The following is a 21,774-nucleotide window of genomic DNA, read 5'->3' as shown; positions in this document are numbered from 1 at the left end:
GCGTATCGCCAGTCAGCCCAGCAGACTTCGCCAAAGCAGGCTCCCGCGCCGTTGAAACTCCGACTGGCCAAGGGTCCCTTCGCCAACCTTCGCAGGGTTTCGCGCCGCCTGTTTCAGGATCGCCCGGGAACGCCACGCCGCCAACAGCGCCGGGCGCGCCGCGGATGGCACGGGCCCGGCATCATCCAGCCGTGTCAGCCCGTCTCGCGCCAGCGCCGCAACAGCCTGCGGCCGTCCGTCCGGCAAGGGAACCCGCCCCGCCGCCTCCAGCGCCGGGACCGCGAGCAGATAGTTGGCAAGCCCCTGCGCTGTCCCATGGGCACGGGCCAGATCGTCGTGCGCATCGCTGACCGTCCGCACGGCCAGCGCCATGAGGTCGCCTGAGCTGGCCTCCAGATACCGCCACAGCGCGGCCTCTTCGTCAAACGGCACGCGCTCGGAATCGGTTGTGCGCGCGTCAATGATCGACTGGAAAACCGACGCCGGCAGGGATCTTTCGACGATCAGCGAAGCAAGCGGTCCGGCGACCTCATGCGCGCGCGGGGTTGCGTTGCCCGCCTCGGCCACGACATCGCGCCAGAACTGCAGACGCATCCCGGCGATCAGTGGCTCCGCGGTGATCCAGGCGGCACGCGCAAGTTCCAGGTTGAACGCATAGAGCACCATGAGGCCCGCGCGCAACTCGGGCCGAACGGCCATCACCGCCAGAAAACGGTCGGGATCCCCCCGGCGCACGAGTTCTGCGCAGGCATCGACATGAGCATCCGGCGTCATGGGCGGGCAGATAGTCCGCCAATCCCGGCGCCGCCAGTGCGCGATGCTGAATTCATCGCGGCGCGCGGTCGCAACTCATCCCACCGGCCTGACGTCATCGCGCAGCAGTTTCCAGACCATCGCCTCGCGCAGCGCCTCGAACGACGCATCGACGATGTTCGGAGAGACCCCCACCGTCGACCAGCGCAGCCCCGCACCATCCTCGCTGTCGATGATCACGCGGGTCACGGCCTCGGTGCCGCCCTGCGTGATGCGGACCTTGAAATCGACCAGCTTCATGTCGTCGATCGCCGCCTGATAGGGGCCGAGATCCTTGGCCAGCGCCTTGGCCAGCGCGTTGACCGGCCCGCGGTCCGATCCCGCCGGATCCATGCTTTCCGACACCGACAGCATCTTCTGTCCGCCGACCTTCACGACCACCACCGCCTCGGACAGGCTGACCATGTGGTTGTACTTGTTCTTCCGGCGTTCGACCGTGACGCGGTAGCGCTTGACCTCGAAGAAGTCGGGCAGCAATCCCAGTTCGGCGCGCGCCAGCAACTCGAAACTGGCCTGGGCGCCGTCGTAGGCATAGCCCTGTTCCTCACGCTCCTTCACGATCTCCAGGATCCGCGCCAGGCGCGGATCCCCCGGCTCAACCGTGATTCCCGCCGATTTCAGACGAGCGCGCAGGTTCGACTGCCCGGCCTGGTTCGACATCGGGATGATCCGCGCATTGCCGACACGCGCGGGGTCGATGTGCTCGTAGGTTGCAGGGTCCTTCAGGATGGCGCTGGCATGCAGCCCGGCCTTGTGTGCAAAGGCCGAGGCGCCGACATAGGGCGCGGACCGCAGCGGCACGCGGTTCAGGATGTCATCGACCTGACGCGAGACCCGCACCAGTGCCGTCAGCGCCTGCGGCGTGACGCCGGTCTCGAACCGGCCGGCATAGGGCTCCTTCAGCAGCAGCGTCGGGATCAGCGACACCAGATTGGCATTGCCGCACCGCTCGCCCAGACCGTTGAGCGTGCCTTGGATCTGACGCGCCCCGGCGTCGACCGCGGCCAGCGAACCCGCGACCGCGTTCCCGGTGTCGTCGTGGCAATGAATGCCCAGCCGCGCGCCCGGGATGCCCGCGGCGATCACCTCGGCGGTGATCCGTCCAACCTCGGCGGGCAAGGTGCCGCCGTTGGTGTCGCACAGCACGATCCAGCGCGCGCCGGCCTCCAGCGCCGCGCGCAGGCAGTCCAGCGCATACTCCGGGTTGGCGCGGTAGCCGTCGAAGAAATGCTCCGCATCGAACAGCGCCTCGCGCCCCATCCCGACCAGATGAGCGACCGAGGCGCGGATATTCTCCAGGTTCTCGGGCAGCGTGATCCCCAGCGCGGTCGTCACATGATAGTCATGCGTCTTGCCGACCAGACAGATCGAGGCCGTGCCGGCATTGATCACCGCCGCCAGCACCTCGTCATTGGCGGCCGAGCGCCCGGCCCGCTTGGTCATCCCGAAGGCGGTCAGCACCGCCCGCGTCTGCGGCGCCGCCGCGAAGAACTCGCTGTCGGTCGGGTTCGCGCCGGGCCAGCCGCCCTCGATATGGTCGACCCCCAATTCGTCCAGCGCGCGGGCAATCGCCAGCTTGTCGGCGGTCGAGAACTGCACCCCCTGCGTCTGCTGCCCATCGCGCAGGGTGGTGTCGTAGAGGAAAAGGCGTTCCTTCACGGCGCTTCCCTTTCCAATCGCTTCAACTTCTCATAATCAGCCTCTCGCGTGGAAAAGACAGACGCGCCAGCCTTTTCAATCTTCACCTCAAATCCCGCCGTGATGGCGGCGTCGCGAATTCGGTCCGACTTCGCGAAGTTTCGCTCAGAACGCGCAGCATCGATCATGTCCGCGATCCGCCGGGTGAGATTCAACTCTTCGAAATGGCGCTTAACGTCACGTGGTAAGGATGCCGCGTTTTGGCGAACGCCATCTAGTCCAAGAAGCCGAAGCGTCCGCACGAAAACCGCGACATCATCGGCTGAAATGTTCACACCACGCAGCCTTTCTTTTTCGAACTCCCTGAGGATTGTAAGCGCCTTGGGCGTGTTGAGATCGTCCGCCAAAGCGTCAAGAAAACCAGATACGACTGAGACGCTGTCAGCGACCCCTTGACCGAATGGCGAATGGACATACTCGCTTATCCAGCGCTTGAGCGTCTTCTCAGCGGTTCGCGCGCGGGATTCCGTCCAATCCATCGGCTTGCGGTAGTGCGTCTGCAGCATCACGAAACGGATCACCTCGCCCGGCCAGCCCTGGTCCAGCAGGTTGCGCACCGTGAAAAAATTGCCCAGGCTCTTGGACATCTTCTTGCCCTCGACCTGCACCATCTCGTTGTGCATCCAGACCCGCGCGAAGCCGGCGTCGGGGTGGGCGCAGCAGCTTTGCGCGATCTCGTTCTCGTGATGTGGAAATTGCAGGTCCAGACCGCCCCCGTGGATATCGAAGGCCGGCCCCAGCAGGTCCTGCGCCATGGCCGAGCATTCGATGTGCCAGCCCGGCCGGCCGCGGCCCCAGGGGCTGTTCCAACCCGGCTCGTCGTCGGAGGACGGCTTCCAGAGGACAAAATCCATCGGGTCGCGCTTGTAGGGCGCGACCTCGACCCGGGCGCCGGCGATCATGTCGTCGACCGACCGGCCCGACAGGCGCCCATAGTCCGGATAGGCGCGCACGTCAAAGAGTACATGCCCCTCGGCCGCATAGGCGCAGCCCTTCTCGATCAGCGCCGCGATCATGGCGATCATCTGGCCGATGTATTCGGTCGCGCGCGGCTCGTGCGCGGGGCGCAGGGCCCCCAGCGCGTCCATGTCGGCGTGATACCAGCCGATCGTCTCGTCGGTCAGCGTGCGGATGATCGCGTTCAGATCGCGGCTGTCGCCCGCCACCTGCATCTCGCGCGCGCGGGTGTTGATCTTGTCGTCGACGTCGGTGAAATTGCGCACATAGGTGACCGCGCCCTCGCCATAGACATGGCGCAGCAGCCGATACAGCACGTCGAACACCACCACCGGCCGGGCGTTGCCCAGATGCGCGCGGTCATAGACGGTGGGCCCGCAGACATACATGCGGACGTTGCCGGGATCGAGCGGCTCGAAGACCTCCTTGCGGCGGGTCAACGAGTTCTGCAGCCGGATCGTGACCATTGGAAGCCTCCGATAGCCCCAGGCAGCACCCCCTGCGCGGGATCGGGCTTTTCTTTCCAAGGGAAGAGAGGCGCCCCGCGCGACCGGTCGGTCAGCGGGTAATGCAGCGGCGGGACGTGATGCGCATGCGGTTCATGGCTGATCGCCTAGCATCCGGCGCGCGCCCGCGCAAGCGGCGAAACTCAACGGCGCCGCAGGCGCGCCTCCCGCCAGGCCATGAGCAACCCGCCCGCCATGATGATCCCCGCGCCGGTCAGGCTGGCCGCATCGGGCAGGATGCCGAAGACCAGCGTGTCGAAAATGGCCGCCCAGACCAGCGTGAGATAGAGAAACGGGGTCACATAGCTTGCGTCGGACCGCGAGAACGACAGGAGCAGCAGCATCTGCCCCGAAACCATCAGCAACCCGACCCCGACCAGCGCCCCCCATTGCGCCGCCCCCTCGGGCCAGTGGAAGAAGGGGATCGCCGCGGCGCTGGCGATCAGCGCGCCCATGGCGTTGTTGATCGGCATGATCTGCCGCAGCGGCTCGCGCCGGGTCAGGCGCTTCATCACCACGCCTTCCAGCCCCATGCAGAACGCCGCCCCCAGCGCCAGCAGCGCTGCGGGGTGGATCACGCCGTCACCCGGCCGCAGCAGCACCAGCGCGCCCAGCAGCGCCAGGATCGCCGCCCCCCAGCGCCACGGCCCGACCCTTTCGCCCAGGATTGGCACGGCCAGAAGCATCGTCGCGATCGGGCTGAGAAAGCTCAGCGCATTGGCATCGGTCAGCGGGATGCGCGCCACCGCCGCAAAGATCAGCACGCCGCTGAGCCAGCCCAGAACGGTGCGGAAAAGGTGCAGGCCCCAGGCCGGCCTGGGCGGCTTGACCGCCAGTTCCGGCAACCGCCGTGGCATCAGGCAAAGAAACGCCACGACCACCAGGAAGCCGACCACGAACCGCGCCTGCCCGATCTGAAGCGCATGGATCGGCGTGCCCAGCACACCCGACCCCAGCGCCTTGGCCAGCAGCGTGGTGCCGGCAAAAAAGCACGTGGCCGCCGTCATCGCGACGGCTGCCTGCGCGGCAGGAGAGGGCATTCAGAACCTCAACCGGAGTTTCAGCCAAGCCTAGGCGCTTCACAGGTGAAAGACCAGCACGCTTGACCGTCCGTGCGCCGCCGGTAACGATGCGGCATGGGTCAGAGTCGCGAAACCGTGCGCGCGATCTGCCGCGCCTTGCCGGGGACCGAGGTCAGCGACCCCTGGGGCGGCGGACACGATGCGTGGAAGGTCGGCGGAAAGCTCTTCGCCGTGATCGGCACGATGGACACGTGCGTCGCGGTGAAATGCGCCGATATCGACAGCGCCGAACTGCTGATCGACCTCGGCCGGGCCGAACGCGCGCCCTATTTTCACCGATCCTGGGTACACTTGCCGTGGGATCGGGTCGACGATGCGGAACTGCGCGACCGCATCGTCGGCTCCTACCAGGTCATCCGCGACAAGCTGCCCAAGAAGGTCCAGGCAGCATTGGCGCCCGCCCCTACTCGGCCGAGTCCGCCGGCGACGCGTTGAGCAGGCCGTATTTTTCCTCGCCCAGCTTGTCCATCAGTTCCAGCTGCGTCTCGAGGAAGTCGATATGCCCTTCCTCGTCGGCGATCAGCGCCTCGAAAAGGTCCTTGCTGACGAAGTCCGCCACCTTCTCGCAATGCTGGCGCGCCTCGATATAGAGGTTGCGCGCGTCATGCTCGCCGGCCAAGTCGCATTCCAGCGTCTCGCGCGGGTTCTGCCCGATGCGCAACGGGTCGAGCTTCTGCAGATTCGGGTGGCCCTCAAGGAAGATGATGCGGTCGATCAGCTTGTCCGCGTGGTGCATTTCCTCGATCGACTCGGCGCGGCTTTTCGCGGCCAGCCGCCCGTATCCCCAGTCTTCCTGCAGCCGGAAATGTAGCCAGTACTGGCTGACCGCGGTCAGTTCAGACCGAAGTGCCGCGTTGAGATACTCGATGACCTTCGGATCGCCCTTCATGTCCCTGTCCTTTCACGTTGCGCAGGATCGGCACCGCGGTGTCGGCCCGCCCGGCTGCGGATACCGGAAAACTCTCACATCTGCGCATCGTGTCAAGGAAGAGTGGAAGGCATCCACCGCAATCGGCGGTCTTGCCCAGCGCGCGATAGACCTTGCGCGGGGTGATGATCGTGTCGGGGTCGGCAGCGCGCATCCAGTCCACCGCGGCGTGGATGTCCTGATCGGCGATGTTCATGCAGTGGCAGACGATCATGCCGCACCTTTAGCCTACGTCCCGGCCCGCCATTCCCCGGACCCAGCGCTTTTCTGACAGAAACACTCAGCTATGTAAAGCGCGAAACCGGCCCCCGAAAGCGCCGGCCGCGAAACCCGGTACGGGTCAGGACTGCGGCGGCGGCGCCCGGCGCCCCAGCGACTGCAGCACATAGACGACGATAGACAGCCCCACCGCGCCCAGGACCGCGACGCCCAGCAGTATCAGACCGTCGATCGGCCCGCCGATATCGCGAAGCTGCGAATTCGTGACCCACAGCACGAAGGCGACCGCCGCAATCGCCCCGACCGGCATCGAGATCTGCGCGACCAGATACTTGCGCATCGACAGTTCCCGATCCCGCACCAGCACGTAGATCCAGGCCACGGTGAACACAGCGGCGACGGCCACAAGTACCCAGAAAAGCCCCGCGCCGAAGATCTCCTCGAACACGGCCAGAAAAGTGCGCAGGCTGAATTCTTCCATCTCGTCTCTCCTCAGGCGAGGCCGCGCAGCATGGCGATATAGGTGGGTTTCAGCGCAACTTCCTTCATCAGCCAGGCGACCCACAGCTCCTCCAGCGGGGCAACGACGCCGGGGAAGGACGGGACCAGATTGTCGTTGTAGTCGAACTCGATCAGCATCGCCCGCCCGACCCGCGTGATCATCGGGCACGAGGTATAGCCGTTGAACCGCCGCGTCCCCTCACGGCCCTGCATCTCGCTGATCAGATGATCCTCGACCACCGGCAGGTGCCATTTGACGCTGGCCGCTGTCTTGCCCTTGGGCACGCCGTTGATGTCGCCGATGCCGAAAACGTTGGGATACCGCGCGTGGCGCAGCGTCCCCATGTCGACCTCGATCCATCCCTGGTCGGTCCAGCGGTCCGCCCAACTCAGCCCCGACTCGCGCACCACCTGCGGCGCCCGCTGCGGCGGGATGACGTTGATGAAGTCATAGCCGGTCTCGACGTCGCCCTCAGGCGTTGCATAGGTGGCCACCTTGCGGGCGGGATCGATCGCCTTCAGCACATGGCCGAACCGCACGGGGATGTCCCGCTCGCGGAAGATCTGCCGCACGCGGTGGTCGACGATGGGCACGCCGAAAAGCGTCGGGTTGTGCGCGTTGTAGATCAGGCTGACCCTGTCCCGGCTGCCCCGGCGCGTCGCCATGTCTTCGGTCAGCATGGTGATCTTCAGGGGCGCGCCCGCGCATTTCATCTCGGTCTCCGGGCGGCCGAACAGGCCCACCCCGCCTTCGTCGATGAACCGGTCCAGCGCGCGGCAGCTGCGTTCGGCGTGATCGGGCCCGGCGTAATGCGCGCTGATCCCGTTCTCGCCCACCATGTCCAGTGAAAACCCCTCGATGGCATCCCAGTCGAGCGTCAGCCCCGTCGCCACGATCAGGTAGTCATAGTCCAGCCGTTCTCCGCCCAGCGTGGTGACGCGATTCGCCTCGGGGTCGATTTCGGCCGCGAAGTCCTGCACCCAGCGCACGCCCGCAGGCAGCCAGTCGCCGGTCGCACTGGTCGCGTAGCCGGCAGGCTTCAGCCCCGCCGCGACCAGCGTGAAGCCCGGCTGATACCAGTGCTGCATGCGACCATCGACGACCGTGATCTGCGCACCCTCCAGCCGCGCGGCCAGCCAGTTGGCCATGCTTGCCCCGCCCGCACCCGCGCCCAGGATCACGATACGCGCCGACGTGCGCACCGGCTGGGCGCGCGTCGCCTCGGGCAGTGCGGTCAGCGCAACGCCGCCGGCGGCCAGGCCCAGAAACCCGCGCCGGGTGGCCGAGAAACCCAATGATCCGGTCATGCAGTCCTCCTCTCGGGCGCAACCGCGCCGTGCCCTTCCCCCTTAAACATTCTGGTATTCATTTCTTTGATCTGCATCAAGGCACCGCGCTGCGCGCAATCGTCGCATCCCCGCCGATCGGAAGGGCCGGGAAAAGGCCCCCCCGCCCTCCGCGAAAGCTTGATCGAAATCAAGGCAATTGCCGGCGAATTGCCCACACTCCTCCAAACGCCGGATGGGGGGAGATATCCGAAATGCGCCTGACGACACGCACCGCGCTTGCCATGCGGGCGCTCATGGTCTGCGCGGTCAATCCCGACCGGGTCGTCCGGAAATCGGATGTCGCGGCGCTCATCAACGCATCCGAAAATCACCTGGCGCAGGTCGTGAACCAGCTGGGCCAGATCGGCCTGATCCAGACCTTGCGCGGGCGCAACGGCGGCTTCGTCCTCGCCCGCCCCGCGACCGAGATCAGCCTGGGCGAGGTCTTTCGCCGGTTCGAATCCGACGTTCCGTTCATGGAATGCTTCACAGACGACACGGCCTGCCCGCTCAAGGGCGTCTGCCGGATCGACCTGCACCTGGCGCGCGCGGTCGAGGCGTTCTACGCCACGCTCGACCCGCTGACGCTGCACGATCTGGTCGATTGCAACGAAGGGCTCACCGCGATCCTGTCGCTGGCCGAGGGCACGCGCACCGCAGCCCGCCTTGGCTGCAAACGCGTGGCCCTTTCCCGCGCCTGAACCGCGCCGCTCAGTATTCGAGCCGCAGTCGGTCGCGCGTCATCTCGATCCGGGCGAACCGGTTCAGATAGCCCATCCCCAGAAGCGACACGTCCAGTTGCCCCTCGTTGACCAAAGCGCGCACGCGACGATCCTCGCGTTCGCCAAGCTGGACGCTGTCAAGCAGCACCATCGCCGTCCGCACGACCCCGTTGGCCGTCCGCGCCGTTCCCAGGAAGGCCAGATCCTCGTCGCGGAATCCCAGCCGCTCGGCATCGGCCTTAGACAGGACCAACTCGGTCGCACCGGTATCGACGATGAACCGGATCTGCTGCGGTGCTGCGCCGGGCGGCCCGGTCACCTCGGCGGTCAGATGGAAATGTCCGTCGCGCCCGCGCTGCAACTCGACCGCCTCGCCGGTGCTTTGCTGCATATGCGTCGCAAAGGTGCCGGTCTGGGTGACCAGCCCATAGGCTGCGGCGACCCCGGTGATGATCAGCGCCCAGAGGATCAGATGCCGCAGCATCGTACCGATCCCCGCGCGCCCGCTGAGCAGGAAATACCCGATCAGCACGGTGCCCAGGATGCTCAGATAGACCAGCCGTTCGATCTGCGGATCGCCACTCATGCCGGACGCGCCCGGTTGAGTCGGACGCTGTGGAACAGGCGGCGCGGGTGAGTCTGACTGGTCATTCGCTCAATATAGGGGCCGCGTTCCGCGCTGGAAGAGGGCGCAGGCCGGCGGCACAAGGCTGTGAACCGATCCCCCGGTGACCTGCCGGCGCCGATTTCCGGCCATCGACCTGCACACGTCCGGCCGCATCCGAGCGCGCCGCAGGGTCTTCCCCGGCACGGCGACCCCTGTAAACCGGGTTGCCAACAGGTTAACAGAAAAAACTTTATGACATGATATCTGTTGGTTACGCGATTGTCCAAGCTTGGACACACCCTCGCCTCGCCGCGCCAACCGGGACACGTCCCGCCCTCTCAGACCAGTCCCGCCCCACGCAACCCGTTCAGTACGAACTGCACGGACAGCGCCGCCAGCAGTATGCCCAGCAGCCGCGTGATCACCATCGTCCCGGTCTTGCCCAGCGCGCGCTCCAGCGGGATCGCCAGCAGGAACAGAATGAACGCCAGCGCGATCACCGCCACCATCGCCAAATGCACCGCCGCCACCCCGGTCCATTGCCAGTCGGTCTCGCCCACCAGCAGGATCATCGCCGCCATCGCCCCCGGGCCCGCGATCAGCGGCATCGCCAGCGGGAACACCGACGGGTCATCCTCGGACGTCGCATGCCCCTCCCGGCGCTTGCTGCGCCGCTCGAACACCATGTCGAGCGCGATCAGGAACAGCAGGATCCCGCCCGCGATCTGGAAGGCCGGCATGGTGATCCCGATCGCACCCAGGATCGCCTCGCCCGCCAACCCGAAGATCATCAGCAGGACGACCGAGATGACGCAGGCGCGCAGCCCCACGGCCACCCGCTGCGCCCGGTCCATCCCCTGCGTCAGCGCAAGAAACAGCGGCGCCAGTCCGATCGGGTCGATCACCACGAAAAGCGTGACGAAGACGGTGATCAGGAAGGCGGGTTCCGGCATCGGCTTGGTCCTTTCGACCTCAGGCCCGGGCGCTCTCCAACGCTTCGGCGGCTTTCATCCACAATGCCTCGGCGCGCTCGATCCCGTCCATCACTTCCGCATACTTCCGGTTCCAGACTTCCAGTTCGTCGCGCCGCGCGTCATCGTAGAGCGCGGGGTCGGCCAGCTTCCGCGCCAGCTTGTCGCGCATCTCGCTCAGCTTCTCGACGCGCTGCTCGCATTTCCGCACCTCGGACCTCAGTAGCACAAGATCCGCCTTCGCGACGGGTTTCGCGGTTTTCGGTGCTTTCGGCCGCGCCTCGCGTTCGGGCGCGTCGGAGGTCAGCAGGAAGCGGCGATAGGATTCAAGATCGTCCTCCCAGGGCGTCACCGCCCCGTTCGACACCAGCCACAAACGGTCGGCCACAAGGTTCAGCAGATGCATGTCATGGCTGACCAGAACCACCGCGCCGGAATAGGCGGTCAGCGCCTCGACCAGCGCCTCGCGGCTTTCGATGTCCAGGTGGTTGGTCGGTTCGTCCAGGATCAGCAGATGCGGCGCGTCGATCGTGGCCAGCAGCAGGCTGAGCCGTGCCTTCTGCCCGCCCGAAAGCCGTTCGACCTCGGTCTCGGCCTGATCCGCGAAAAGCCCGAACCCCGCCAGCCGCGCGCGCAACCTCGGCTGTCCCTCGGTCGGGCGCTGGCGCTGGATATGCTGAAGCGGCGTCTCGTCCAGATGCAACTCATCCACCTGATGCTGGGCGAAATAGCCAACGCGCAGTTTCGCCGCCCGCGTGATCTGCCCGCCCATCGGCTCCATCTTGCCGGCCAGAAGCTTGGACAGCGTCGACTTGCCCTCGCCGTTGCGGCCCAGAAGCGCGATCCGGTCGTCCTGATCGACGCGCAGGTTCAGGCGCTGCAGCACCGGCACGTCGTCATAGCCCACCTTGACGCCCTCCAGCGCGACGATGGGCGGGGACAACTCTTCGGGCGCGGGAAAGGTGAAGACATGCCGCGCCGCCTCGGCGGGCGGGGTGATGGGCGTCATCTTTTCCAGCATCTTGACGCGGCTTTGCGCCTGACGCGCTTTCGATGCCTTGGCGCGGAAGCGGTCGACGAAGCTTTGCAGATGCGCGCGCCGCAACTCCTGCTTCTTGGCCTCGGCGACCAGCACCGCGCGCTGTTCGGCACGGGTCCGCGCAAAGGTGTCGTAGCCGCCCTGGTAGAGGGTCAGCCGCCCATCCTCCAGATGCAGGATCGCGCCGACCGCGCGGTTCAGCAGCCCGCGGTCGTGGCTGATGATGATGACCGTGTGCGGATAGCGCGCCAGATAGCTTTCCAGCCACAGCGCCCCTTCCAGGTCCAGGTAGTTCGTCGGCTCATCGAGCAGTAGCAGGTCAGGCTGCGCAAACAGCACCCCGGCCAGCGCCACCCGCATCCGCCATCCGCCCGAGAAGTCCGAGCAGGGCTGGCGCATCTCGTCCTCGGTAAAGCCCAAGCCCTTCAGGATCGAACTCGCCCGCCCCTCGGCCGACCAGGCGTCGATATCGGTCAGACGCGCCTGCACCGCCGCAATCCGCGCCGCGTCGGTCGCGGTCTCCGCCTCGGCCATCAGGCTGGCGCGCTCGGTATCGGCGGCCAGCACCGTGTCCAAAAGCGAGGTCGCGCCCGCCGGCGCCTCCTGCGCGACGCCGCCGATGCGGGCGCGGTTGGGCAGGCGGATTGCGCCGCCCTCGACGGCCAGTTCGCCCCGGATCAGGCGAAAGAGCGTGGTCTTGCCCGACCCGTTGCGCCCGACAAGGCCGACCTTGTGACCGGCCGGAATGCGCGCACTGGCACCCGCAAACAGCGGCCGCCCCTCGATGGAGAAATGCAGGTCTTCGATCACGAGCATGACCCGCGCCTTGCCCGATTGCGCCGCCAGCGTCAATCGGGGGATGCGCCGGTGATCGCGCCGGGCATCCCGCGCGCGGCCCCTTTCCATCCGACGCGGCAAGTGCTAACGGGCCAGCGGATTCAATGGGGTGGCAACGGCCATCCCCCCAAGCAGACATGAGGCACGCCGAATGGCCATCGAACGCACGCTTTCCATCCTCAAGCCCGACGCCACCCGCCGCAACCTGACCGGCAAGATCAACGCCAAGTTCGAGGACGCCGGGCTGCGCATCATCGCACAGAAGCGCATTCACCTGAGCAAGGAAGAAGCCGGGGAATTCTACGCCGTGCACCGCGAGCGGCCGTTCTATGACGAGCTGTGCGAATTCATGGCCTCGGCCCCGGTCGTTGTGCAGGTGCTGGAAGGCGACGGCGCGATCGCGAAGAACCGCGAAGTGATGGGCGCGACCGACCCCGCGGAAGCCGCCGAAGGCACGATCCGCAAGGACTTCGCGCTGTCGAAGGGCGAGAATTCGGTCCACGGCTCGGACGCGCCCGACACCGCTGCCGAAGAGATTGCCTTCTTCTTCTCGGCCCTCGAAATCGTCGGCTGAGGCCAAGCGGCAGGCGCCCCGATTTCTGGCTAAAGGCTTGGGCAGGCGTCTCGGGCCGGAGGGTCCGCATGCGGACCCTTTGTCAAACCATTGAGATCAGAGGCGAATTTTGCGCCGTTAACCGCAATGAAACTTTCTGCCCGGCCCCACGCGGGCCGGGCCAGCCCTTGCCCGGCCCGGCAATCCACGATGGCTCAAGACAGCCCGCAACCACGGGTCAAACGGGCCTTCATCGAATCCCCGCCAGACCCAGCGCCAGTCCAGCCGCCGCGCAGCCCAGCAGCACCGTCACCGGGCCGAGGCGGAAGCGGAAGACGGCGACCAGCGCAGCCAGCACCAGCACCGCAGCCGCCGGATCGAGCGACGTCCAGACCGGCAGGTCGATGTCGAGCCCGTAGGCGGTGACCGTTCGGACCTGATCGAACACCACGTGCAGGCCGAACCAGACCGCGAGGTTGAGGATCACGCCGACGACCGCGCCGGTGATCGCGCTCAGCGCCGCCGCCAGCAGCCGGTTGTCGCGCAACCGCTCGATGAAGGGTGCGCCGAGGAAGATCCAGAGGAAGCAGGGCGTGAACGTGACCCATGTGGTCAAGAGCCCGCCCAGTGTCCCCGCCATCAGCGGCGACAGCCCGCCCGCGTCGCGCAGCGCGCCCATGAAGCCCACGAACTGCGTGACCATGATCAGCGGCCCGGGCGTCGTCTCGGCCATGCCCAGCCCGTCCAGCATCTCGCCCGGGGCGAGCCAGCCATAGTTCTGCACCGCCTCCTGCGCGACATAGGCCAGCACCGCATAGGCGCCGCCGAAGGTCACCACCGCCATGACGCTGAAGAAGCCGGCGATCTGCGCAAAGACGTTTGCCGGACCGAGAAGCGCGAAGAGCACCGCCACCGGCGCCAGCCACAGCAGCAGGAACACCGCCGAGATGCGCAAAGCATGGGCGCGATTGACGGCGGTGTGGCCGGGCGATTCCGCGCCCAGAAGCGTGTCGTCGTCGTCGACCTGCGACTTGCCCACCGCGCCATGCCCGCCGCCGCCGCGAAAGGCCGGCAGATCCGCCCTGGCGCCGAAGAAGCCGATCAGCCCGGCGGTCAGGATGATCAGCGGGAACGGCACGCCGAATCCGAAGATCGCCACGAACGACGCCGCCGCGATGGCCAGCATCGCGCCATTGCCCAGCGCCCGCGTGCCGATCCGGATCACCGCCTGCACGACAATGGCCAGAACCGCCGCCTTCAATCCGAAGAACAGCGCCTCGACCGCGCCGACATTTCCGTAAAGCGCGTAGATCCAGCTCAACGCCATGATCGCCACGACGCCGGGCGCCACGAACAGCAGGCCCGCGATGATCCCGCCGAGCGTGCGGTGCATCAGCCAGCCGATGTAGACGGCCAGTTGCATCGCCTCGGGCCCCGGCAGCAGCATGCAGTAGTTGAGCGCGTGCAGGAAACGCCGCTCGCCCAGCCAGCGGTTCTCCTCGACCAGGATGCGGTGCATGAGCGCGATCTGCCCAGCCGGCCCGCCAAAGCTGAGCAGCCCGATCCGCGCCCAGATGCGGGTCGCTTCGGCAAGCGTCGGGTAGGAGCGATCCGACATGGCGGGCGTCCGGTTCTGCGCAAGGTCCGGCGGGCCTGCCCCTCCGGCGTTCTCAGCTGACACCCCCTCCTACACCGGCGGGCGCCGGAAGCGAAGCCCGCGCTTCGGGGGGGCAGCCTGCCTTCCGGGACCTGGGGTGAGGTCTTTCCGACGCGTGCGATGCCGGTCAGGGGCGACGCGGCGGCGACGGCGCCTTCCGCAATGCGAATCGGTTCAGCCGCAGCGGCGATTGACCTCGCGCGCGGCAAGCCCGGTCTGTACCAGCATGCAGCGGTCGCGCGCCTCGTAGTAGTAGCCGCGCGCATACCATTGCACCGCCCGGTCGATATCGCCATCCGCGACCAGCCAGGCGCCGCGCAGGTAGCGGCCCGCGTAGCGCAGGTTCACTTCGGGATCCAGCAGGTCCTGCGGCGCGCCGCCAAAGCCCATCGTCCGCGCGGTCTGCGGCAGGATCTGCATCAGCCCCCAGTAGGGCCCGTTGCGCGCCCCCGGCCGATAGCCGCTTTCGCGCTGAACGACGCGGTGCATCAGCGCCCGCGGAATGCGATGCGCGTCGGCGGCGCGGTCGATGCGGGCGACCAGTTCGGGCGTCGCGGTCGCGTAGCGGTCGATCCCCGTGTCGCCACGGCTGGCCACTTCGGGGGCGCTGCCGCAGGCGGCCATCAGCAGCGCAAGCGGCAGGGCCAGGAATTTCAGGCGCATGGTTCGGTCCCTCGGGGTTCAGCCGCGCCTCGTTCCGGGTCGGGGCGGCACCACCCCGATTTCATCCAGCACCGCCTCCAGTCCGGCAAGTCCCCCCTTGGAAACATGAGCGGATTTCAGCGCATCGAACCGCGCCCGCAATTCCGCCTTCTCGGCGCCCTTGCAGTCGTTCCACGGCCGCCCCTGCAAGCCCATGACCAGAACGTAATAGGCGATGAAATGCGCCCGGTGCCCGGTCTGCAGAAGCCGCGCATAGGCCACGTCCGGCCCCAGTTCGCGCAATTCCTCGGCACTGCCGATCCCGGCGCGGGCGAAGGCGGCCTCCATCGCGGGGCCGAGGTTGCGGATCGAGGAGATGGGCGTCGACATCGCCTTGAGATGCCGCGCGCGAACCGGCTTGGCAAGAGGGCGGGCGCAGCCTAGCCTTCCGCCCCGCAAACCACCGCGCAACCCTGGTGCCCGATGACCGATGCCGCCCCCCTGCCCTTCGACGGCGCGATCAGCCGCTACCTGGCCGACGAAGCCCCGGCCGAGATCCGCACCGCGATCGAGGAGGGGCGCAAGCGCGACATCATCACCCCGGATTTTCCCTACGACCGCTGGATGAAGCGCGACGACTACTACGCCCGGATGCGCGAACTTCAGATCGAGATGGTGAAGCTGAAGACCTGGATCGACGCCACCGGCACCCGGCTTGTCCTCATCTTCGAAGGCCGCGACACCGCCGGAAAATCCGGCGCGATCCGCCGCGTGACTGAGAACCTGAACCCCCGCACCGCCCGCATCATGGCGCTGGGAAAACCCGATGACCGCGAACGCAGCCAATGGTTCTTTCAGCGCTATATCGAGCACCTTCCGGCGGCGGGCGAGATGGTGCTGATGGACCGCAGCTGGTACAACCGCGCGGTTATCGAGCCGGTCTTCGGCTTCTGCACCGAGGCTGAGCGCGCGCGCTTTTTCGCCCAACTCCCCGAGGTCGAGCGCACCATTACCCAGGACGGCATCCACCTGATCAAGCTCTGGTTCAATGTCAGCCGCGCCGAACAGCTGCGCCGGATGCTGGCGCGCGAAGGCCATCCCCTGAAGCAGTGGAAACTCTCGTCCATCGATGTCGAGGGGCTGGCGAAATGGGATGCCTATACTCAGGCCATCGCCGAAATGTTCGCCCGCAGCCATTTCGACTTCGCGCCCTGGACGGTGATCCGCAGCGACGACAAGTACCGCGCCCGCATCGCTGCCTTCCAGCGCATCCTTTCCGCGTTCGACTATGACCGGAAGGACCCCGACGCCCTGGGCGCCCCCGACCCGCAGATCATCGGCGGGCCCGAGGTCTGGCCGAAAGGCTGAGCAGCGGCGCGGGCAGGTCGGCGGGCGCCGGCCCCTGCCCGGCCCAGACCAGCCCGCCGCGCCCGGCCAGCAGCGCGCCGGTCGCGTGATCGCCCTGCACCATCGCCAGCCGCCCCCCGGCCCGCGGCCCGAGGATGCGCATCATCAGATGCGCCGAGGTCGCCGCCGCCGGCGCCGGCTTCCAGATCATCCCGCGCCGCGCCCCGGCGATCAGCAACCCCGCGATCCGATCCACCGGCACCGCCGCCGCCGTCAGCAGGACCAGCGGCCCCTTGCCCGGCAGGTCCACGGGTTCGGGCGCGCGCAGCATCTCCTCGACCCCCTCGCCCGCCCGCAGCGCCGCCAGAAGCGCGCCCTCATCGCGAAGCGCCTGCCAGAGGACGGCGGGATCCGCCGCCTCCGCCGCCGCGCGCAGCTGCGCCGCCACCCCGCCGCACGCGCGGGCGATGTCGGAAGGCCCCGCACAAACGATGCGTCCCAGCGGCGCTCCATCGGGGCCGGTCACCGGCAGGTGCCGGTCCGACAGCGGCGCGCGCCAGGCGCCGGCGACGAAATGCGTAAACAGCCGCTCGTTGAGTTCGGCGGCAAACTGACGGTCCATGGTCCCACCCTATCCGCGCGCCAGTGCCGCGCCAATGGCCGCCGCGGGCGCCAGTTTCAGCCTTTCCGGCGTCCCCGGGGGCTTTTCAAGCGCGGCGAAACCGTCTATGCGCACGCGATGCGCGCATCCACCCTTGGAGGGGCGCGTACCACAAGCAAACTGGAGCAACGACAATGGCTGGTGAGATCCCCGATCTGATCGCCAAGGTACGCACGGGGACAGGCAAGGGGGCCGCCCGTCAATCCCGCCGTGAAGGCAAGGTACCTGGCGTCGTCTATGGTGGCGGCAACGACCCGATCGCCATCGACATGGACTACAACTACCTCGTGAAACGGCTGAAGGAGGGGCGCTTCCTCTCGAAGCTGTGGAACCTGAAGGTCGAAGGCCACGATGACGTGCGCGTCATCTGCCGCAGCGTCCAGCGCGACGTGATCAAGGACCTGCCGACGCATGTCGACCTGATGCGCCTGCGCCGCACGACGCGGATCAAGCTGTTCATTCATGTCGAATTCATCAACCACGGCCTGGCGCCGGGGCTGAAGAAGGGCGGCACGCTGACCGTGGTCCGCCCCGAGGTGGAACTGAGCGTGATCGCCGGCGACATCCCCGAAAAGCTCGTTGTGGACCTGACCGGCAAGCAGATCGGCGACGTCATCCACATCAGCGACATCGCCCTGCCGGAAGGCGCAAAGCCGACCGTCACGCGGAACTTCGTGATCGCCAACCTCGCCGCGCCGAAGGGCCTGCAGGCCGGCGACGAGGACGAAGAGGTCGAGGAAGAGGAAGAAGAAATCTGAGTTCCGCACCGTGACCTTCGCGCGGATGCCCCAGGGCGGCTGCGCGGAAAGTTTCATTGCGGTTAACGCGGGCTTTTCCTTCCCTGAAATCAAGACCTTGCCAAGGTGTCCACGCGTGGACACTGCGCCAGCCCCGCCCCCTCCGGGCGGGGTTCTTGCATTTCCGGGCGCGGGACGGCAGGGAAGGACCAATGATCGGGGGTGCGGATGAAACTCTGGGTGGGCCTGGGCAATCCGGGCACGAAATACGCCGGCAACCGGCACAACATCGGCTTCATGGCGGTCGACCGTATCGCCGCCGACCACGGCTTCTCGCCCTGGCGCGCGAAGTTCAAGGGACTGCTGGCCGAGGGGACGCTGGCGGGTGAGAGGATCCTGCTGCTCAAGCCGCAGACCTTCATGAACCTCTCGGGCGACGCGGTCGGCGCGGCGGCGCAGTTTCACAAGCTCGATCCGGTCGAGGTGACCGTCTTCCATGACGAACTGGACCTTGCGCCGGGCAAGTGCCGCGTCAAGCAGGGCGGCGGCCACGCCGGCCACAACGGACTGCGCTCGATCATGGCGCATGCGGGCGCCCATTTTCAGCGCGTCCGGCTGGGGATCGGGCATCCCGGGCACAAGGACCGGGTCTCGGCCTATGTGCTGCACGATTTCGCCAAGGCCGATGCCGACTGGCTGGACGACCTGATGCGCGGGATCAGCGACGGCGCGCCGCACCTGGCCAAGGGCGACAGCGCCCGCTTTCTCAACGCCGTCGCCGCGCGCGCCGCGCCCTCCCGAAATGCCGCGCAGACGCAACGGAAAGATCCTGCGCCGCAGGCGGATCCCGCCCCTCGCCCCGAACCGACGCCGAAGACCGAGACCGCCCCGGACACCCGCAGCGCCCTGCAAAAGCTGATCGACCGCTTCCGCTGACCCGACCGAACGCGCTCTCCGGTGCGATGAAGCGGGCAGTGCCCGCGAAACGGGGGCGGGCGGGTGGGCCGTTTCGCGGGCACTGTCCGCATCGGCCCGCGGTCAGAAAAAGGACCGCCCCGGAACCCTTCTCAGAATAACGACCCCTGCTCGGGCGGCTTCGCCGGCTTCGGCCCTCGCTTCGGCGCACCGCTGGGGGCAAGCGCCGCGGCATCGAACGCCCCGTCGCCCAGTTCGACAGTGAACTGCGGCAGGACGCGCGCGACCGCGGCGCTGGTTACCGGTGCGCCGTCCCCGTCGCGCAGGATCGCAAAGCCCCGCGCCAGCGTCTCACGGTAGCCCAGCGTCTGCCGCATCCGGTCCAGCGCCTCCAGCCGGTCACCGGCCCGGCTGAAACGCAGCGCCATCGCCGTGTCGCCGCGCCGGGTCAGCGTGTCCAGCGCCGGGCGCACGCGCGCGATCTCGACCCGCAGTCGCGCCGGGCTGAGCCGCAGCGCGGCCAGTTCGCGCGCCCGCTGCTCGACACCGCGCTGCAAGCCCGGCACCAGCCGCGCCGCCGACCTGCGCAGGGCTTCGGTGGCGGCGCGCAGCCCGGCGGTCAGCGTGCCGGGGCGCAGACCCGAGGCCGCCCGGCTCAGGTCCAGCCGCTTGCGATCGGCCAGCGCCCGCAGCGACCCGGCAAAGCGTCCCGCCGCCAGGTCGAATCGCTGGTTCGCGGTCGACAGCAGCGCCTCAGGGCGGGGCAGCGCGCGCGCGACGTCCCGCAGCCGCTGGCCGCGGTTCTGCACCGCCGCCTTGCCGCCACGGTCCAGCCGCGCCCCCAGCGCGGCCACCTGCGCCAGCAGCTCGGCGCGCACCGGCACCGCCATTTCGGCCGCGGCGGTCGGCGTCGGCGCGCGGCGGTCGGCGGCAAAATCGATCAGCGTCGTGTCAGTCTCGTGCCCCACGGCCGAAATCAGCGGGATCGCGCTTTCGGCCGCGGCGCGCACCACCGCCTCGTCGTTGAAGCCCCACAGATCCTCGATCGAGCCGCCACCGCGCGCGACGATCAGCACGTCCGGCCGCAGCACCGGCCCATCCGGACCCAGCGCGTTGAAGCCCCGGATCGCGCGCACAACGTCGGCCGGGCAGCGCTCGCCCTGCACCGCGACCGGCCACAGGATCACATGGCGCGGAAAGCGGTCCGCCAGCCGGTGCAGGATGTCGCGGATCACCGCGCCCGTGGGCGAGGAGATGACGCCGATCACCCCCGGCAGATACGGGATCGGCCGTTTGCGGGCCGGGTCGAACAGCCCCTCGGCGGCGAGCGCCTTCTTGCGCGCCTCCAGCATCGCCATCAGCGCCCCGGCCCCGGCGGGCTCGATGTTCTCGACCTGCAGCTGGTACTTGGACTGCGGCGCGAAGGTCGTCACGCGGCCGGTGGCGATGACTTCCATCCCCTCCTCCGGGCGGACGGTCATGCGGGCGACCTGCCCCTTCCAGCTGACGCAGGCGATCACCGCGCGGTCGTCCTTCAGGTCGAAATACATGTGCCCGGTGCGCGCGATCACCACGCGCCCGACCTCGCCGCGCACGCGGACGCGACCGAACTCGCCCTCGATCACGCGCTTGACGGCGCCCGAAAGCTCCGAGACGGTGAAATCATGCGCGTTCGACGGGGCGGGATCTTCCAGAAGGTCCATGCAGGCTCGCTTGTGTTGCCGGGCCCCCGACCTTAGAACGCGGGGCCAGAGCGGCCAAGGGGGCACATATGAACATTCTGGTTCTCGGCGGCGGCGGGCGCGAACACTCGCTGGCCTGGGCGGTCAAGCAGAACCCGAAATGCGACCGGCTGATCGTCGCGCCGGGGAATGCGGGCATCGCCGCGATCGCCGAATGCGCGACGCTCGATGCGGGAAAACCCGCGTTGGTCGTGCGTTTCTGCGAGGAAAACGCGGTCGATTTCGTCATCATCGGCCCCGAGGCGCCGCTGGCCGCCGGCGTTGCCGACGCGCTCGAAGACGCCGGGATCGCCGCCTTCGGCCCCTCGGCCGCCGCCGCGCGGCTGGAATCGTCGAAAGCCTTCACCAAGGAGGTCTGCGACGCCTGCGGCGCGCCGACCGCGGCCTGGGCGCGATTCACCGACCCGACCCCCGCCAAGGCGCATGTCCGCGCCAACGGGGCGCCGATCGTGATCAAGGCGGACGGGCTGGCCGCGGGCAAGGGCGTGATCGTGGCCCAAACCGTCGATGAGGCGCTGGAGGCCGTGGAGGCGATGTTCGCCGGCGAGTTCGGCGCGGCCGGCGCCTCGGTCGTGATCGAGGAGTTCATGGCGGGCGAGGAGGCGTCGTTCTTCGTGCTGGTCGATGGCGAGAACGTGCTGCCTATCGGCACCGCGCAGGACCACAAGCGCGTGGGCGAAGGCGACACCGGCCCCAACACCGGCGGCATGGGCGCCTATTCCCCCGCCCCGGTCATGACGCCCGACTTGCAGGAGCAGGTGCTGGCGCAGATCATCCGGCCGACCGTGGCCGAGATGGCGCGGCGGGGCTGCCCGTTTCGCGGCGTGCTCTATGCCGGGTTGATGATCGACGGCGGGCAGGCGCGGCTGGTCGAATACAACGTCCGCTTCGGCGACCCCGAGGCCCAGGTGCTGATGATGCGGCTGGGGGCGCAGGCGCTCGATTTGATGCTGGCCTGCGCGCAGGGGCGGCTGGACGACTGCGCGGTCAACTGGGCCGACGATCACGCGATCACGGTCGTGCTAGCCGCGCAAGGCTATCCGGGCACGTACGAAAAGGGGTCCGAGATCCGGGGGCTGGAGGCGCTGCCGGTGGATTCGCGGCGCATGGTCTTTCACGCCGGGACGGCGCGGGCGGACGGGCGGCTGGTGGCCAGCGGCGGGCGGGTGCTGAACGTGACGGCCCGCGGCGACAGCCTGGCCGAGGCGCGCGATGCGGCCTATGCGATGGTCGATGCGATCGACTGGCCCGAGGGGTTCTGCCGCCGCGACATCGGTTGGCGCGCGCTTTGATTCCGGCGGCTGGACCGGC

General features: G+C 67.9%; 23 protein-coding genes. 7 read left to right on the top strand and 16 right to left on the bottom strand.

Annotated elements, in window-relative coordinates:
* Window positions 1-12: 12 nt before the first annotated feature.
* From IM708_RS14450 to IM708_RS14435, 4 genes are all read right to left on the bottom strand, one after another.
* Window positions 13-774, bottom strand: coding sequence for a squalene/phytoene synthase family protein (locus tag IM708_RS14450; RefSeq protein WP_209427285.1), 762 nt, complete (start codon window positions 772-774; stop codon window positions 13-15).
* 75 nt (window positions 775-849) lie between these two features.
* Window positions 850-2,472 (bottom strand): citramalate synthase, encoded by a 1,623-nt coding sequence (gene cimA / locus IM708_RS14445; protein WP_209427284.1) that lies wholly within the window; start codon window positions 2,470-2,472, stop codon window positions 850-852.
* Window positions 2,469-3,935, bottom strand: a complete 1,467-nt coding sequence (gene cysS, locus IM708_RS14440) for a cysteine--tRNA ligase (protein ID WP_209427283.1) — start codon at window positions 3,933-3,935, stop codon at window positions 2,469-2,471. The genes cimA and cysS overlap by 4 nt, the downstream gene beginning before the upstream one ends.
* Window positions 3,936-4,117: 182 nt before the next feature.
* A complete protein-coding gene (locus IM708_RS14435; RefSeq protein ID WP_209427282.1) occupies window positions 4,118-5,014 on the bottom strand; it encodes a DMT family transporter in 897 nt (298 codons plus the stop codon).
* Between the two features lie 96 nt (window positions 5,015-5,110).
* Here IM708_RS14435 and IM708_RS14430 point away from each other — a divergent pair, with 96 nt between their 5' ends.
* Window positions 5,111-5,491 (top strand): MmcQ/YjbR family DNA-binding protein, encoded by a 381-nt coding sequence (locus IM708_RS14430; RefSeq protein WP_209427281.1) that lies wholly within the window; start codon window positions 5,111-5,113, stop codon window positions 5,489-5,491.
* On the opposite strand, the gene bfr is transcribed toward IM708_RS14430, so the two are convergent.
* From bfr to IM708_RS14410, 4 genes are all read right to left on the bottom strand, one after another.
* Window positions 5,460-5,945 carry a bacterioferritin gene (bfr, locus tag IM708_RS14425; RefSeq protein WP_209427280.1) on the bottom strand — a complete coding sequence of 162 codons (486 nt, stop codon included), beginning with the start codon at window positions 5,943-5,945 and terminating at the stop codon, window positions 5,460-5,462. The genes IM708_RS14430 and bfr overlap by 32 nt on opposite strands.
* The gene (locus IM708_RS14420) at window positions 5,893-6,198 is read right to left on the bottom strand and encodes a (2Fe-2S)-binding protein (protein ID WP_209427279.1); all 306 of its coding nucleotides are present in this window, start codon (window positions 6,196-6,198) and stop codon (window positions 5,893-5,895) included. Before IM708_RS14420 ends, bfr begins: the two co-directional genes overlap by 53 nt.
* A 126-nt stretch (window positions 6,199-6,324) precedes the next feature.
* The gene (locus tag IM708_RS14415) at window positions 6,325-6,684 is read right to left on the bottom strand and encodes a DUF5368 domain-containing protein (RefSeq protein ID WP_209427278.1); all 360 of its coding nucleotides are present in this window, start codon (window positions 6,682-6,684) and stop codon (window positions 6,325-6,327) included.
* Window positions 6,685-6,695: 11 nt separating this feature from the next.
* Entirely contained in the window at window positions 6,696-8,012 is a 1,317-nt protein-coding gene (locus tag IM708_RS14410) for an FAD/NAD(P)-binding oxidoreductase (RefSeq protein ID WP_209427277.1), read from the bottom strand.
* A gap of 233 nt (window positions 8,013-8,245) precedes the next feature.
* Between IM708_RS14410 and IM708_RS14405 the strand changes: the two genes are divergently transcribed.
* On the top strand, window positions 8,246-8,734 hold the full coding sequence (locus IM708_RS14405) for an Rrf2 family transcriptional regulator (protein WP_209427276.1): 489 nt from the start codon (window positions 8,246-8,248) through the stop codon (window positions 8,732-8,734).
* Window positions 8,735-8,744: 10 nt separating this feature from the next.
* On the opposite strand, the gene IM708_RS14400 is transcribed toward IM708_RS14405, so the two are convergent.
* From IM708_RS14400 to IM708_RS14390, 3 genes are all read right to left on the bottom strand, one after another.
* The gene (locus tag IM708_RS14400) at window positions 8,745-9,341 is read right to left on the bottom strand and encodes a TIGR02281 family clan AA aspartic protease (protein WP_209427275.1); all 597 of its coding nucleotides are present in this window, start codon (window positions 9,339-9,341) and stop codon (window positions 8,745-8,747) included.
* 359 nt (window positions 9,342-9,700) lie between these two features.
* Window positions 9,701-10,315, bottom strand: a complete 615-nt coding sequence (locus IM708_RS14395; RefSeq protein ID WP_209427274.1) for a MarC family protein — start codon at window positions 10,313-10,315, stop codon at window positions 9,701-9,703.
* 19 nt (window positions 10,316-10,334) lie between these two features.
* Window positions 10,335-12,188: an ABC-F family ATP-binding cassette domain-containing protein gene (locus IM708_RS14390; RefSeq protein ID WP_209427273.1), complete on the bottom strand. Its 1,854-nt coding sequence runs from the start codon at window positions 12,186-12,188 to the stop codon at window positions 10,335-10,337.
* Between the two features lie 172 nt (window positions 12,189-12,360).
* Between IM708_RS14390 and ndk the strand changes: the two genes are divergently transcribed.
* Window positions 12,361-12,783 (top strand): nucleoside-diphosphate kinase, encoded by a 423-nt coding sequence (gene ndk, locus IM708_RS14385; protein WP_209427272.1) that lies wholly within the window; start codon window positions 12,361-12,363, stop codon window positions 12,781-12,783.
* 229 nt (window positions 12,784-13,012) lie between these two features.
* Here the strand turns inward: ndk and chrA are convergent, their stop codons facing one another.
* The 3 genes from chrA to IM708_RS14370 all read right to left on the bottom strand — a co-directional run bounded on the left by chrA (window position 13,013) and on the right by IM708_RS14370 (window position 15,451).
* The gene (gene chrA / locus IM708_RS14380) at window positions 13,013-14,380 is read right to left on the bottom strand and encodes a chromate efflux transporter (protein ID WP_209427271.1); all 1,368 of its coding nucleotides are present in this window, start codon (window positions 14,378-14,380) and stop codon (window positions 13,013-13,015) included.
* 213 nt (window positions 14,381-14,593) lie between these two features.
* Complete coding sequence (locus tag IM708_RS14375) at window positions 14,594-15,082, bottom strand: lytic transglycosylase domain-containing protein (RefSeq protein ID WP_209427270.1); 489 nt, start codon at window positions 15,080-15,082, stop codon at window positions 14,594-14,596.
* Window positions 15,083-15,100: 18 nt separating this feature from the next.
* Window positions 15,101-15,451, bottom strand: coding sequence for a TfoX/Sxy family protein (locus tag IM708_RS14370; RefSeq protein WP_209427269.1), 351 nt, complete (start codon window positions 15,449-15,451; stop codon window positions 15,101-15,103).
* A 93-nt stretch (window positions 15,452-15,544) separates the two neighbouring features.
* Here IM708_RS14370 and ppk2 point away from each other — a divergent pair, with 93 nt between their 5' ends.
* A complete protein-coding gene (ppk2, locus tag IM708_RS14365; protein WP_209427268.1) occupies window positions 15,545-16,429 on the top strand; it encodes a polyphosphate kinase 2 in 885 nt (294 codons plus the stop codon).
* Here ppk2 and IM708_RS14360 read toward each other — a convergent pair.
* On the bottom strand, window positions 16,395-17,030 hold the full coding sequence (locus IM708_RS14360; protein ID WP_209427267.1) for a hypothetical protein: 636 nt from the start codon (window positions 17,028-17,030) through the stop codon (window positions 16,395-16,397). The genes ppk2 and IM708_RS14360 overlap by 35 nt on opposite strands.
* Before the next feature lie 173 nt (window positions 17,031-17,203).
* Between IM708_RS14360 and IM708_RS14355 the strand changes: the two genes are divergently transcribed.
* The gene (locus tag IM708_RS14355; RefSeq protein WP_209427266.1) at window positions 17,204-17,827 is read left to right on the top strand and encodes a 50S ribosomal protein L25/general stress protein Ctc; all 624 of its coding nucleotides are present in this window, start codon (window positions 17,204-17,206) and stop codon (window positions 17,825-17,827) included.
* A 207-nt stretch (window positions 17,828-18,034) separates the two neighbouring features.
* Window positions 18,035-18,742, top strand: a complete 708-nt coding sequence (gene pth, locus IM708_RS14350) for an aminoacyl-tRNA hydrolase (RefSeq protein ID WP_209427265.1) — start codon at window positions 18,035-18,037, stop codon at window positions 18,740-18,742.
* 131 nt (window positions 18,743-18,873) lie between these two features.
* Here pth and xseA read toward each other — a convergent pair whose 3' ends face one another.
* Window positions 18,874-20,424 (bottom strand): exodeoxyribonuclease VII large subunit, encoded by a 1,551-nt coding sequence (xseA, locus tag IM708_RS14345; protein ID WP_209427264.1) that lies wholly within the window; start codon window positions 20,422-20,424, stop codon window positions 18,874-18,876.
* A 68-nt stretch (window positions 20,425-20,492) separates the two neighbouring features.
* Between xseA and purD the strand changes: the two genes are divergently transcribed.
* A complete protein-coding gene (purD, locus tag IM708_RS14340; protein ID WP_209427263.1) occupies window positions 20,493-21,755 on the top strand; it encodes a phosphoribosylamine--glycine ligase in 1,263 nt (420 codons plus the stop codon).
* Window positions 21,756-21,774: the final 19 nt, after the last annotated feature.

This window comes from Pararhodobacter sp. SW119 (assembly GCF_017811755.1).
In the GTDB taxonomy this organism is placed as follows: Bacteria; Pseudomonadota; Alphaproteobacteria; order Rhodobacterales; family Rhodobacteraceae; genus Pararhodobacter.
Note: the sequence above shows the minus strand (reverse complement) of the source record. Positions and strands in the feature narration are given on the sequence as shown.

Excerpts from the sequence above, each read along its gene's own strand:
- IM708_RS14430 (WP_209427281.1), top strand. The coding sequence starts at position 5,111 with ATGGGTCAGAGTCGCGAAACCGTGCGCGCGATCTGCCGCGCCTTGCCG.
- IM708_RS14420 (WP_209427279.1), bottom strand. The coding sequence starts at position 6,198 with ATGATCGTCTGCCACTGCATGAACATCGCCGATCAGGACATCCACGCC.
- IM708_RS14415 (WP_209427278.1), bottom strand. The coding sequence starts at position 6,684 with ATGGAAGAATTCAGCCTGCGCACTTTTCTGGCCGTGTTCGAGGAGATC.
- IM708_RS14405 (WP_209427276.1), top strand. The coding sequence starts at position 8,246 with ATGCGCCTGACGACACGCACCGCGCTTGCCATGCGGGCGCTCATGGTC.
- pth (WP_209427265.1), top strand. The coding sequence starts at position 18,035 with ATGAAACTCTGGGTGGGCCTGGGCAATCCGGGCACGAAATACGCCGGC.
- ndk (WP_209427272.1), top strand. The coding sequence starts at position 12,361 with ATGGCCATCGAACGCACGCTTTCCATCCTCAAGCCCGACGCCACCCGC.
- IM708_RS14395 (WP_209427274.1), bottom strand. The coding sequence starts at position 10,315 with ATGCCGGAACCCGCCTTCCTGATCACCGTCTTCGTCACGCTTTTCGTG.
- IM708_RS14400 (WP_209427275.1), bottom strand. The coding sequence starts at position 9,341 with ATGAGTGGCGATCCGCAGATCGAACGGCTGGTCTATCTGAGCATCCTG.
- bfr (WP_209427280.1), bottom strand. The coding sequence starts at position 5,945 with ATGAAGGGCGATCCGAAGGTCATCGAGTATCTCAACGCGGCACTTCGG.
- IM708_RS14390 (WP_209427273.1), bottom strand. The coding sequence starts at position 12,188 with ATGCTCGTGATCGAAGACCTGCATTTCTCCATCGAGGGGCGGCCGCTG.
- purD (WP_209427263.1), top strand. The coding sequence starts at position 20,493 with ATGAACATTCTGGTTCTCGGCGGCGGCGGGCGCGAACACTCGCTGGCC.
- IM708_RS14370 (WP_209427269.1), bottom strand. The coding sequence starts at position 15,451 with ATGTCGACGCCCATCTCCTCGATCCGCAACCTCGGCCCCGCGATGGAG.
- cysS (WP_209427283.1), bottom strand. The coding sequence starts at position 3,935 with ATGGTCACGATCCGGCTGCAGAACTCGTTGACCCGCCGCAAGGAGGTC.
- IM708_RS14410 (WP_209427277.1), bottom strand. The coding sequence starts at position 8,012 with ATGACCGGATCATTGGGTTTCTCGGCCACCCGGCGCGGGTTTCTGGGC.
- IM708_RS14435 (WP_209427282.1), bottom strand. The coding sequence starts at position 5,014 with ATGCCCTCTCCTGCCGCGCAGGCAGCCGTCGCGATGACGGCGGCCACG.
- IM708_RS14450 (WP_209427285.1), bottom strand. The coding sequence starts at position 774 with ATGACGCCGGATGCTCATGTCGATGCCTGCGCAGAACTCGTGCGCCGG.
- IM708_RS14375 (WP_209427270.1), bottom strand. The coding sequence starts at position 15,082 with ATGCGCCTGAAATTCCTGGCCCTGCCGCTTGCGCTGCTGATGGCCGCC.
- IM708_RS14360 (WP_209427267.1), bottom strand. The coding sequence starts at position 17,030 with ATGGACCGTCAGTTTGCCGCCGAACTCAACGAGCGGCTGTTTACGCAT.
- IM708_RS14355 (WP_209427266.1), top strand. The coding sequence starts at position 17,204 with ATGGCTGGTGAGATCCCCGATCTGATCGCCAAGGTACGCACGGGGACA.
- chrA (WP_209427271.1), bottom strand. The coding sequence starts at position 14,380 with ATGTCGGATCGCTCCTACCCGACGCTTGCCGAAGCGACCCGCATCTGG.
- ppk2 (WP_209427268.1), top strand. The coding sequence starts at position 15,545 with ATGACCGATGCCGCCCCCCTGCCCTTCGACGGCGCGATCAGCCGCTAC.
- xseA (WP_209427264.1), bottom strand. The coding sequence starts at position 20,424 with ATGGACCTTCTGGAAGATCCCGCCCCGTCGAACGCGCATGATTTCACC.